This window comes from Cetobacterium sp. NK01 (assembly GCF_024506395.1).
Classification (GTDB): domain Bacteria; phylum Fusobacteriota; class Fusobacteriia; order Fusobacteriales; family Fusobacteriaceae; genus Cetobacterium_A; species Cetobacterium_A somerae_A.
In genome coordinates this window covers 26,996-39,555 of the sequence record NZ_JANIBO010000004.1, presented here as the reverse complement: position 1 = coordinate 39,555, position 12,560 = coordinate 26,996, and the positions used below count along the sequence as shown (strand labels likewise).

Below are 12,560 nucleotides of genomic sequence, written 5' to 3'. Positions count from 1 at the left end.
AAATTGCATCTCCTTAAAATATATTTTCCAATAGTATATCATTTTTTGTTAAATCATCATAACTTTCTCTTTTAGAAACAAGATAACTTTTTCCATCTTTTACAAATACCACTGCTGGTTTTAAAGCTTTATTGTAATTACTACTCATAGAATGTCCATATGCCCCTGTACAGCTAACAAGAATTAAATCATTTTCCCTACATTTTCCTAACCTTACATTTTTAGCTATGATATCTCCCGATTCACAACATTTACCAGCAATAGTTACAATCTCTTTCTCTGTTTCATTAAGTTTATTTGCAACGATACTCTCATATTTAGCTTGATAAAGAGCTGGTCTTATATTATCCGTCATTCCTCCATCAATAAAAATATATTTTTCACCACCATATGTTTCTTTTTCACCACCAACCATATAAAGAGTACTTCCAGCTTGAGCTACGATAGATCGCCCAGGTTCTATAGTTACATTTTTTATATCTATCCCTTCTTTTACTAAACTATTTTCTAAACATCTGATGATTTTTTTCATGATTTTTTTCAGATTAACATCAGTATCCTCTTGGGTATATCTAACTCCAAACCCTCCTCCAATATTTATATCTGGAATGTATATATTAAGTTTTTCTGAAATTTTCTTTGTGAACTCAACCATAGTTTCAACACCTTCGCAAAAAGCTAACTCATCAAAAATCTGAGATCCAATATGACTATGAAATCCTAAAAAATTTAACTCAGGTCTATCTACAATATCCTTAACTATTTTAACAATATCTTTATCAAAAATAGACTCCCCAAACTTAGATGAGTGCTTTGATGTTTTTATATATTCATGAGTATGAGCATCTATTCCAATATTTAATCTTAACATAACATTCATTTTTTTATTAAATTTTCTACACACAAGTGCAACTTTTTCAGCTTCAAATCTATTATCTAAAATAATACTCCCAATCCCGTTTTTTACACACATCTCAATCTCTTCTAAAGATTTATTATTACCGTGCATATGAACTCTTTTTGTAGGAAAACTCGAAGTTAAAATAGTGTACAGCTCTCCACCTGAAACAGCATCAATATCAAGTCCATTCTTTTCAATAATTTGAGCCATTCCTTTAGATAAATAAGCTTTTGAAGCATAAACTATAGTTGTTTTAAATTTTTCACTGACAAAAGATTCCTTTAAATCTTTTATATTTTTCTCCATAAACTCTAAATCATAAACATAAAGAGGAGTGCCATACTTTTCCTGCAATTCTTTTACAGAAACTCCACCTATTTCTAAAACTCCATCTACATTAGTCATTGTTCCTAAATATTTCACTGTATCCTCCTTGATTAATAAAACTATTAAAATACAAAAAAAGGCCTAAAACTCTATATTAATTAGAATTTTAGACCTTATTTACGTTTTTTTTGATAAATAAGTGTATTAATTCGCTGATTGATTATATTTTTTTATAGCGTCTTTATAGGCTACGATTATAGATTTTTGAGAGGATCCTAAATAATTTTTTAATATGATAGAACTTATCTCTTCAAAATCTTTTATAAAGTCTTTTCCAACAAAGATTTTTTTAATAAAATCATTCGTTATCTTTAAAATTGCAGAAGCTTCAACATCTAAAATTTTTCCATTTTCATCAATGATAAAACCCACAAAAAAGCTGTTATAATTTTTAGTTATTGCATTATCTATAGACGTTTTTGCAGTCCCAACAATATACTTTTCTTTCATAACTATCTCCCCTAGTATCAAATAATTCCTATGAATAATATATACTCCAAGAACTCTTAAAAGTCAAATAAAAAAATAAAAACAAAAATTTGACAGAAGTTAAAACTTGAGGTATAACATCTATTAATTGAATAAATGAAGAAATAAAAAAATACACTTATTTATGATTCTAAAAGTAAATGAGGTCTAAAATTATCTTTAAAATAGTTTTCAAAACTATGTAAGAATAATTTTAGACTTTTTTTTATACATTTTTTATATAGTATAAGGAGGAAAATATGAAAGTAGGAGTTTTTGATTCTGGTGTTGGTGGGTTAACAGTTTTAAAAGAGTTATTAAAAGAGTTAAGTTCTACTGAATTTATCTATTATGGTGATAGTTTTAACTCCCCATATGGAACTAAAACAATTGAGGATATTCAAAAACTTTGTTATAAAATTAGTAAATTTTTAATAAATAAAGATGTTGATCTCATAGTCATAGCTTGCAACACAGCTACTGTAGCTTCTCTAGATTATTTAAAAGAAAAGTTTCCTACTCTTCCAATTATAGGTGTTATAAATCCAGGGGCTACTATGGCACTAAGAGAAAGTAAAAATAAAAAAATTGGAGTGCTTTCAACTCCATTAACAGCTAAAACAAATGCTTATAAAAATGTTATACAAAATTTAAATGAAAATTATGAGGTATATCAACAAGGATGTGAACTGCTTTGCCCTATGATAGAGAAAGGTTGGAAGGACAATGAGGAGTCTCACAATATTTTAAAAAATTATATCGAAAATTTACCTAAGGATATTGATACTCTAATTTTAGGTTGTACTCACTACCCATACTTAGAAGAAAAAATTAGAGATATAGCTAAGTGTACTATAGTTAATCCAGCTAAGGAAACTGCTAGATTAGTTGGTGAACAATTAAAAAAATTAAAAAGTATTGCAAATTTAAAAAATTATAATAAAATAAGTTACTATGTAACTGGAGATTTAGAAAATTTTATAACTGTTAGGGAACAGCTATTGGATCAAAAAATGGTTAATGTATATAAAATTTAAAAAGGGGAGTGTTATATGAATAGTGAATCAAATCTAAATTTAAAAAATAATGGTGGAGTGGATGTAAAAGGAAAGGAACTTAAAATAGAGAAGTTTAAAATTCCTCATACCTATGTAATTATTGTTGGAATGATTATTTTATCATTTATAGGAACCTACATAATTCCTGCTGGTGTTTATGAAAGAGTTAAAGATGTAAATTCAGGTAGAATGATTATAGCTCCAGAAACTTTTACATATGTTGCCAATACACCTGTTAAGTTTTTCTCTTTTACTGAGCACAATCTATTTACTGTATTAATTAGAGGTCTTCAAGCAACCTCTGGAATTGTTTTTTTCACATTTTTAGTTTGTGGATTTTTTAATATGATTCAAAAAACAGGTGCCATTGATTCTGGAATAGCAAAAGTAGCTTACCTATTCAGAAATAAAGGTATGCTTTTAATTCCAGTTGTCATGTTTGTATTTTCAATTGGAGGAGTAGCAATTGGTATGAATACAGAAGCTATAGCTTTTGTTCCACTGGGAGTTCTTTTAGCTAGAGCTCTTGGATTTGATGCTATGGTTGGAATGGCTATGGTAGCTTTAGGAGCTGGAGTTGGTTTCGTTGGTGGATTTATAAATCCATTTACGGTTGGAGTTGCTCACTCAATAGCTGGACTTCCAATTTACTCTGGAATGGGATTTAGAGTAATAGTTTATATAGTTTTATATGTTGCTACAGTTTTATATATTATGAGATATGCTAGAAAAGTAAAGGAAAATCCTTTTAGTAGTGTGGTATTTGATTTAGAGGTTAAACAAAAATCTATGTCTAATATATCAACAAATAATCAAGAGATTCCAGATTTAACTCTTAGACAAAAAGGTGTTCTTTTAGTTATGTTAGTTGGATTTATAACTTTAACATATGGAGTTTTAAAACACGGATGGGGAACAGAGCAATTAATTAGTATATTTATGTTCATGGGAATTGCTTCTAGTTTTGTTGCGGGAATCTCCCCTACTGATTCTGCAAATAACTTTTTAGATGGAGCTAGAGGAGTTGTATTCGGAGCCCTTGCTGTGGGATTAGCTCGTGGAATCCTAGTTGTGTTAGAAGATGGACAAATTATAGATACAATTTTATTCTATCTCTCTAGTAAAATTTCATCTTTGCCGGGAGTTATCTCAGCTTTACTTATGTATTTCGTTCAAATTATAACAAATCTATTTATTCCATCAGGAAGCGGACAAGCTGCAACAACTATGCCCATTATGGCTCCTTTAGGCGATATGATAGGAGTTTCTAGACAAACTGTTGTTTTAGCTTTTCAATATGGAGATGGATTTACAAACTATATCAATCCAACTGCAGGAGGACTTATGAGTTACCTTGCAATTTCACAAATCTCATATGAAAAATGGGTAAAGTGGATGGCTCCTCTTATGGGAATCTGGCTAAGTATCGGAGCTACTGCAATCGTTATCGCATATTTTATAGGATATTAAAAAAAAGTCTCTTATAATAGAGACTTTTTTTAATATATATTAGTCCATAAAACTAGATTTATCCATAAAATGCGCAGTAAATAGTTGAAATCATAAAAGAGAGTAATAATAATTTTTCAGTTCGATATTTATTTGAATCTTTTTTATTGAAGGTAATCTTTTTACGACTGCTCTTCTTTTTATTTAATGTTGATAAAGCATTAGAATTAAAATAAATCATAAGATACCTCCGTATTCATTATATTATTTATAAATATATATTCAAAAGTTAAATAAATATTCCTTTAGAAATATATTTCATTTATTTTGAAATTTAATTTTATAATCTCGTATTATTTTTATAATACGAGATTTGATAGATTGATTTTTAAAATATTAAATGATATAATCAATAATAATATAAAGAATACAGTTTGATATTAACTATGAGGTGGATGATGGGGAAGATAACTAAAGCAATTTCACAAGAAGAGATTGATAAAATATTAGGCTCTAAAAAAATAAAACAAGATGTAAGAAACGCCCTTTTAATAGAATTAAATACAGGTCTTAGAATTCAAGATATTGCAAAACTTAAATTTTCGGATATTCAATTTGGAAAATTAGAAATTATAGAGAAAAAAACAAAAAAACCTCAAATTACAAGAATTAATATAGAACTTGTAGAGTATCTTTTTAAAAATAGAACAAGAGAAGATAATTATATATTTGCTTCAAATGAAAAAGCTGTTCAAGCTTTTGTAAGAAAAGTACAATATCAAATAGCTCAAGCTTGTGATTATGAAAATATAGATAATAGTTTTATAAGCACTCATAGTTTTAGAAAAGCATTTGCAACTTTAGCTTATGAAGAAACAAAAGATATTATGTTTGTTCAGCAGCTACTAAATCATTCAAGTGTTTCTGTTACGCAAAGATATATTCAAATAAATAAAGAAAAAGCTGATACTTACAGAGATAAACAAAGATTAGGATTTTAAAAAAAGCTGGTACAAATAGAGTAATTACTCTATTTGTTCTCCAGCTTTTTATTTTTATAAAAATATTGAAATATAAAAGGAGCTAAAATAATAAAAATAAAACATGGAATTAATATTCCAAAATAAAGATTAATTTCATTCTTAGGAATAGAAGCTGGTGGTAAAAAACTAGCAAATAAAATAAAAAACATTGTAAATAAAGCCAAAAAACCAATTATTCTTTTAATAAATATTGGGATATTAAAAATATTTTTTGAATTTCTATTTTTAAATGTTGATTTAATATATGATAAAAAAATAAATATATAAACACAAGAATAAATTGCAACATCTAAATAGATTGCAACTAAAAATGCAGTATTTCCAGATTTTGATAAAGATAATAATAAAATTAAAATGATAAATAAAAAACCTTGATAACATAAAGTATAAGTAGGGGTTTTAATAGAATTTTCATAGATAAAATATTTAGGTAATAATCCATCAGCAGCACTATTTTGTAAAGCAAGTGCAGGACTTATTACCCAATTACTTACTTTGGGAAGTAAACCTAATACAATAAAAAATGCAATTAATCTTGCAAAAACTAGAGGAATGCCGAAATATTTAAAAAGAAAATCCACTGTATTAATAAAACCAGTACTTAGATCTATTTTATCTACAGGAAAAATAATAGCAATTGAACTACTACCAATTAAATTTGTAAAAATAACTGTTATTATTACTATTAAAATAGCTTTTGGAAAATCTTTATTTATATTTTTTAATCTATTTATAAAAGGACCACAAGCCTCTACTCCTGTTAAACTAAGAACAAAAGGAACAAAGTTTAATAAAGTTTCTTTAGAATTTAATGGTGGAATAAAACTGCTTTTCTCTATTGGAAAAGGTAAGGATCGAACATTTAAAGCGTATATAATTCCTAGTATAAAGCAGATAATTAACGGTCCAATTACACAAAACCAAAATCCAAAAGCTTCTATTTTTATGACAAATTTTGGCTCTGTTATTTGGAGACAAACTAAAAATAAATAAAAGAATATACAGACAAATGCTTTATACAAAGGATTTGAATTCATTTCAGGAGCTGATAAAGCATATGAAAATGTCCCAGTAACAAAGTAAAGCATCGGAATACTCATAACAATAGCTTGTAACCATTCCCAAAAAGTAGTTGAAAGTCCAATTTTATCTCCAAAAGAATAACTTATCCAAGAAAATACATTAGTTCCATACCCTTCAGTTGTAGATAATTCTGCAACAACAATTGTTAAAGGAATAAAAAATAAAATAGCAGTTATGATTAAGTAAAAAATCAACTTACCACCACTAGTTCCCAATGTAGGCAAATTTGAAGTTGTAAAAATAGAAGAGATTGTTAATGCTGTAAATGCAATTGGAGTAATGCTACTATTATTTGTATTGTCCATAAACCCTCCTGTTAAACAATTATTTTACAGGGTATTTACGAATAAAAAATAAAAAACCTTTTTTATTATAAAATATCTTTACTAAAAAAATCTAGATTGCTATACTATATCAGTATATTCTATTTTAGATGGAATTAAAAAATAAAAATGAGGTAGAAAAATGAAAATAAATCAAACTAATTCAACTAGTGCATCATTAGTTGAATTTCAATTAGAAAAAGGTGAAAGTATAAGGATTGAACCTGGATGTATGGTTTACAAAGATAGCTGTATAAATTTAGAGGGTAAAGTTAATGGTGGATTGTTCTCAGCTATAGGAAAAGCTTTTTTTGGTGGAGAAAGCTTTTTTACTTCTGTAGCAACAGCAAAATCTTCAGGAAGAATTGGAGTTGCTCCAAAAGGATTTGGAAATATAAAAATTTTAAATGTATCTTCAGGTCATCAATGGTATATTAATGATGGAGCTTTTTTGGCTTGTAACACATCTGTTGATTATATTTCTACTAGACAAAAAAGAATGCTAAATTCAATATTAGGTAATACTGGTGGATTTTTTATTTTAAAATCTAAGGGCGAGGGAGAACTTTTAGTAAATGGTTTTGGAGATTTAATAGAAATAGAATTAGATGGAAATGTTCCTTTTCAAATTGATAATGGCCATGTAGTTTGTTGGCAAGAAACATTAGATTATACTTTAGAAATAGCTAGTGGATTATTTGGCTTTAGATCAGGAGAAGGACTATTAAATACATTTAGAGGAAAAGGTAAAGTTATTATTCAAACGAGAAATATTCAATCTTTTGTAGATCTTTTGGTTGATTATATTCCATTTCCAAAAGAAAAATAATAGAGAGCATAAAAAAGAGGTTAGCAAATAGCAAACCTCTTTTTGTTATTAATTTTTTACTTTTACTCAATAGAACATGATTCTAAATATTTTTCAGCCCATTTCTCAATCATTTCTAAAGCAGGTAAAAGAGCTAACCCTTTTTCTGTAAGTTTATATTCAACTCTCGGTGGTACTTCAGGATAAACAACTCTTTCTATAATTTTTTCCTCTTCTAAGGCTTTAAGTTGTTCATTTAATATTTTTTGAGTAATTCCACGGATTCTTCTTTGAAGTTCTAAAAATCTAACAGGTTCATCTTTTAAATGGCAGATAATTAATGCTTTCCATTTTCCACGAATAAATTCTAAACCTAAATCTAATTGACAAAAATAGTTCTTATCTTTATAATTTAACATTTTATCTCCCTTTGATTTTTAAAAATTTTAGTAACTTTATTTTAACATTTTAATTATTAATGTCAAATAACAAAATTTTTTTAATATTATATAAAATTTTTTATACAAAACTCCTGTTCTCATTTAAATTCTTACAAAAAAGTAAGTAGTCTTACAAAAAAGTGCGTACTTGTTAAAATAATTATAATGAAATATAATTTTGTCATAATATAAAAGATTAAAGGAGAACGATTATGAAAAGTATTTTTGATAAAACAAAACTTGGTAATTTAGAGATGAAAAATAGAATAATAAGAGGCGCATTATGGGAAGATTTAGCTGATGAAAAAGGACACTTAACTCCAGAGCTTTCAGCCATCTATGAAGAATTAGCTCAAGGTGGAGCTTCAACTCTTATTACAGGATACGCTTTTGTTACTAAAGATGAGCAACCAAATCCTGGAATGATGGGGATATATGATGATAGTTTTATTCCTGAATATAAAAAATTTACAAATAAAATTCATGAATATGGAGCTAATATAATAATGCAAATAGTTTACGGAGGGTTCATGACAACGTTTAATGTTGGAGAAAGAACTATTTGGGGACCTTCAACTATGCAAAATGAAAATACTGGAACTTGGGCTAAAGAGATTACAAAAGAAGAGATAAACTATTTAGTTAAAGCATATGCTGACGCAGCATTAAGAGTTAAAAAATCAGGATTTGATGGTGTTGAAATACATAGTGGGCATGGATATCTTCTTAGTCAATTTTTATCACCATATTATAACAAAAGAACTGATGAATATGGTGGTTGTATTGAAAATAGAGGAAGAATTATATTTGAAATTTTTACAGCTATGAGAAAGTCTGTAGGAAAAGATTTTCCTATTTGGATAAAGTTAAACTCTGCTGACTATGTTAAAGAGGGGGGACTTACAGAAGAAGATAGTATGTATGTTGCTAAAAAACTTGCAGAGTTAGGGATTGATGCAATAGAGGTTACAGGTGGAAATGAATCTATAAAAGAGGTATCAGATAATAATTTAGGCGCTGCGAGAACTAAAGTTGTAGTTTCTAAAACTAACGAATCATATTTTAAAGACTACGCTAAAAAATTAGCTGAAATGATTGATATTCCAGTTATTTTAATAGGTGGAAATAGACATATAGATGTGATGGAGGAGATTTTAAACAGTAGTAAAATTGAGTATTTTTCAATGTCTAGACCATTGACTTGCGAACCTAATTTAGTTAATATTTGGATGTCAGGAGACTTGAAAAAACCAAAATGTGTATCGTGTAATAAATGTTATTTTACACCAGGGAAGAGATGTATTTTTAATTTAAAAAAATAGTTGGATAAAGGAGAACATATGAATTCAATTTTTTACAGAAGAAGTATTAGAAGTTTTTTAGACAAAGATGTTGAATGTGAAAAAATAGAAAGGATTTTAAGAGCTGGGATGCAAGCGCCATCAGCACATAATTTTAAACCTTGGGAGTTTATTGTTATTGAAAGTGAAGAAAAGAAAAATGATATTTCAAAAATGAGTCCTTACGCAATCCCAGTAAGTAAATCTAAAGTTTCTATAGTTGTTTTAGGAAATACAAAATTAGTAGAAAAAGATAATATGTGGTTACAGCAAGATTTAAGTGCGGCTATTCAAAATATGTTACTTCAAATTGTAGAAGAGGGACTAGGAGGAGTTTGGCTTGGTTTTTATCCTGAAGTGGAAAGAGTAGAAAAAATGAAGAAGTACTTTAATTTACCAGAACATATAATTCCTTTTGGAGTTGTGGCTTTTGGATATTCTAATGAAGAAAATAAATTTATAGATAGATATGATGAAATAAAAGTTCACTATGAAAATTATAATTGGAAAGAAAATTAGAGTTTCGATTAAATTTTATAATAATTAATTTTAAGTAAGCTTTTAAATGATGAATAAAAAAAGTAGAGGGCAACCATCACAAATCCCTCTACTTCACTACTAAATCACCTTCTAATAACTTTAAAACTTTCAATCATTTTCTTAAAAAACTTTTTAAATCTCTTAAAAGTAAAACAGTTTACTGACTTTAAATCTATTACCTCATATAATAGTTAGAAAAACAACTTCATGATTTGTTAAAATTAATTAAAATACTATTTTTCTTCATTTTTTAAAAATTAAAACATCTTTGAAACTGTGTGATGGCTATTTTACTACTTTAAAATTAAAGACTAAATCCTTTTCTACTTTCTAACTATTATTATAACTTTTAGACGTTTATTTTCTCAAAAAAAGTTTGAAAATTATTATTATTTTTATAAAATATTTCAGATTAAAATAATTTTAATTTAAACAAAAATATATTTTCAATAATTTCCAAATTATATTCAATATTAGATAATTTTAGGGCTTTATCAACAATTGAAAGCCCTAGACCCATTCCATCAAAGTTAAAATCTTCTGCATTTTTTCCTCTTGCAAATGGCTGTATTAAAACATCTTCATTATTTTCCAAATAACCTTGAAAACTATTTTTTATTACTAAATAATCATCTTCTTGGAAGATATCTATTTGTCCTCCAATTGGACTATATTTTAAAGCATTTTGAACAAGATTGTTAATAACTAATTTTATTATTCTAGGATCACACATAATTATTTCATTCTCCATTTTGACATCTATATTAATATCTTTTTCTAACTCTAAAATATCATATTTTTCCAAAGCACCTTCTAGAATTACTTTCAAATCCACAAATTCTTTCTTTATTTTAAAAACTGTATTATCTAATTTTGAAAGAGTTAGAAGATTTTCAATAAGCTCTTTCATTTCATTTCCCACTCTTAAAATAATATTATAATATTTTCGCTGTTCAGTTTCATTCATATCTTTATGTTCTAATAAAGCTGTAGCATGAGTACAAATAATAGAAACAGGGGTTCTTAGCTCATGTGATGCATTAGAAACAAAGGATTTTAAATTTTTAATGGAAGATGAAAGTTCTTGAGACATTTTATTTAAACTAAGACTCAATTCTCCTATTTCATCATTTCTATTTATTTGAATTTTATCAGGAAAGTCTAGTTGAGATATTTTACTAGCCTTTTCATTTAAATAACTTATATCTTTAGTAATTCTTTTAGAAAATATTAGACCACTTGCTAAAGATATAATAAGGGCTAATATTGCTGTTATAAAATTAAATACATTACTTTCGTGACTATGAGATTGAATTACAGAGAGTGATGTACTTACAAACAAAGCTGTTTTATTAGAAATTTCTTCACCATAATAAAGAATTTTAGCATCATTTCCTAAAAATTCTTTAGCAATAAATTTATTATATGGAATATCTTGGATACTATTGCTCCTTCTCATCATGTGATTACTCATCATCATATGCTTCTTTTGTAAATTTTTAATATCTATATCTATTCCAGTAGATTCTTTAATATCATAAATATAATTTTCAAAATCATCACTAGATTTTGTTTCATAAATTATTTTAGCATTTTTAATGACTTTTAACATTGTCTCTTTTTTTCTATATACATAAAATTTTTCTAAAAAAAGAGCATTAAAGATATAGTTTATTAAAATTGTTATTAAAATAAGAAAAATAGAAAATCCAAATATTTTACTAAAGAGATTAACTTTAATTTTGATTAAAGACATATCCAACTCCTCGTATTGATTTTATATAATCTCCATAAACTCCAAGTTTTTTTCTCAAACGAGTAACAAGAGTATCTACCGCTCTCTCATCGCCACTAAATTCAAATCCCCAAACTTCATTTAATAATGTTTCTCTAGCTAGAATTAAATTTTGATTTCTAAAAAAATATTCTAAAAGTAATGCTTCTCTTTTAGTTAAAATAACTTCTTCATTATTAAAATTGACTTTAAAAGTATTATAGTCGAAAGTTAATCCATCTAAATAAAAAAATTCATTATCTTCCATTTTTAAGATTTTTTTTATTTTTAATATAATGACTTTTATACTTATTGGTTTTGTAATATAGTCATCAGCACCTAATTTTAATCCATGAATTTCATCTAGTTCAGTATCTCTAGCGGTCATAATTATAATTGGAACTTTAGAATAGCGTCTTATTTCATCACAAATTTCCCAACCATTTTTTTTAGGAAGATTAATATCTAAAAGTATTAAATTTGGAGAAAAACTATAAAATTCATCAATAGCTAAATCTCCCTGAGTTACTATTTTAGTTTCAAACTTTTCTTTTTCTAAACTGCTTTTGATAATATTAGCTAAATCTTTTTCATCTTCTATAATTAAAATTTTTTTCTTCATAAATAAATTCCTTTCTAATATTTAAATAATTATACTAGATTATACGATGAATACACTAGATAATCTCGTATTTTTTATAAAATATTTAATCAATTTACTTTACATACTAAGAATATCAAATATTTGTTTCAGAATTATGTCAAATTTTAAATAATTTTATTTTAAATAAATTATCTTAGCATTATAAATACTGCAACTATGAATAAAAAAGATTAACATAAGATATTTTATTGTTGACAATCCAATTTTTTAGGAGTATTATGCAATCGTTGTAATAAATTAATGGTTATTATTCAAAAATATGTTAAGTTAAGGAGAAAATTA

At 26.5% G+C, this 12,560-nt stretch carries 13 protein-coding genes; 6 read left to right on the top strand and 7 right to left on the bottom strand.

What is annotated here, in order from left to right:
* Positions 1-13: 13 nt before the first annotated feature.
* Together lysA and NON08_RS13025 are read right to left on the bottom strand one after the other, a co-directional pair.
* Complete coding sequence (gene lysA, locus NON08_RS13030; RefSeq protein ID WP_256692053.1) at positions 14-1,324, bottom strand: diaminopimelate decarboxylase; 1,311 nt, start codon at positions 1,322-1,324, stop codon at positions 14-16.
* 108 nt (positions 1,325-1,432) lie between these two features.
* Complete coding sequence (locus tag NON08_RS13025; protein WP_023052487.1) at positions 1,433-1,738, bottom strand: DUF3870 domain-containing protein; 306 nt, start codon at positions 1,736-1,738, stop codon at positions 1,433-1,435.
* Positions 1,739-2,016: 278 nt separating this feature from the next.
* Here NON08_RS13025 and murI point away from each other — a divergent pair, with 278 nt between their 5' ends.
* On the top strand, positions 2,017-2,793 hold the full coding sequence (gene murI, locus NON08_RS13020) for a glutamate racemase (RefSeq protein ID WP_256692052.1): 777 nt from the start codon (positions 2,017-2,019) through the stop codon (positions 2,791-2,793).
* 15 nt (positions 2,794-2,808) lie between these two features.
* Positions 2,809-4,284 (top strand): YfcC family protein, encoded by a 1,476-nt coding sequence (locus NON08_RS13015; RefSeq protein WP_256692051.1) that lies wholly within the window; start codon positions 2,809-2,811, stop codon positions 4,282-4,284.
* Positions 4,285-4,342: 58 nt separating this feature from the next.
* Here NON08_RS13015 and NON08_RS13010 read toward each other — a convergent pair whose 3' ends face one another.
* Entirely contained in the window at positions 4,343-4,504 is a 162-nt protein-coding gene (locus NON08_RS13010; RefSeq protein WP_256692050.1) for a hypothetical protein, read from the bottom strand.
* Between the two features lie 217 nt (positions 4,505-4,721).
* On the opposite strand from NON08_RS13010, the gene NON08_RS13005 reads away from it, so the two are divergent.
* Positions 4,722-5,264: a tyrosine-type recombinase/integrase gene (locus NON08_RS13005; RefSeq protein ID WP_256692049.1), complete on the top strand. Its 543-nt coding sequence runs from the start codon at positions 4,722-4,724 to the stop codon at positions 5,262-5,264.
* A gap of 29 nt (positions 5,265-5,293) precedes the next feature.
* Here the strand turns inward: NON08_RS13005 and NON08_RS13000 are convergent, their stop codons facing one another.
* A complete protein-coding gene (locus NON08_RS13000) occupies positions 5,294-6,694 on the bottom strand; it encodes an APC family permease (RefSeq protein ID WP_256692048.1) in 1,401 nt (466 codons plus the stop codon).
* Positions 6,695-6,854: 160 nt separating this feature from the next.
* Here NON08_RS13000 and NON08_RS12995 point away from each other — a divergent pair, with 160 nt between their 5' ends.
* Complete coding sequence (locus tag NON08_RS12995) at positions 6,855-7,541, top strand: TIGR00266 family protein (RefSeq protein WP_256692047.1); 687 nt, start codon at positions 6,855-6,857, stop codon at positions 7,539-7,541.
* 62 nt (positions 7,542-7,603) lie between these two features.
* On the opposite strand, the gene NON08_RS12990 is transcribed toward NON08_RS12995, so the two are convergent.
* Positions 7,604-7,939: a winged helix-turn-helix transcriptional regulator gene (locus NON08_RS12990; RefSeq protein ID WP_256692046.1), complete on the bottom strand. Its 336-nt coding sequence runs from the start codon at positions 7,937-7,939 to the stop codon at positions 7,604-7,606.
* 233 nt (positions 7,940-8,172) lie between these two features.
* On the opposite strand from NON08_RS12990, the gene NON08_RS12985 reads away from it, so the two are divergent.
* On the top strand, positions 8,173-9,282 hold the full coding sequence (locus NON08_RS12985) for an NADH:flavin oxidoreductase (RefSeq protein ID WP_256692045.1): 1,110 nt from the start codon (positions 8,173-8,175) through the stop codon (positions 9,280-9,282).
* Positions 9,283-9,300: 18 nt separating this feature from the next.
* Positions 9,301-9,819, top strand: coding sequence for a nitroreductase family protein (locus NON08_RS12980; protein ID WP_256692044.1), 519 nt, complete (start codon positions 9,301-9,303; stop codon positions 9,817-9,819).
* A 433-nt stretch (positions 9,820-10,252) separates the two neighbouring features.
* On the opposite strand, the gene NON08_RS12975 is transcribed toward NON08_RS12980, so the two are convergent.
* Together NON08_RS12975 and NON08_RS12970 are read right to left on the bottom strand one after the other, a co-directional pair.
* Positions 10,253-11,596 carry a sensor histidine kinase gene (locus tag NON08_RS12975; RefSeq protein WP_256692043.1) on the bottom strand — a complete coding sequence of 448 codons (1,344 nt, stop codon included), beginning with the start codon at positions 11,594-11,596 and terminating at the stop codon, positions 10,253-10,255.
* Positions 11,577-12,236, bottom strand: a complete 660-nt coding sequence (locus NON08_RS12970; RefSeq protein ID WP_256692042.1) for a response regulator transcription factor — start codon at positions 12,234-12,236, stop codon at positions 11,577-11,579. Before NON08_RS12970 ends, NON08_RS12975 begins: the two co-directional genes overlap by 20 nt.
* Positions 12,237-12,560: the final 324 nt, after the last annotated feature.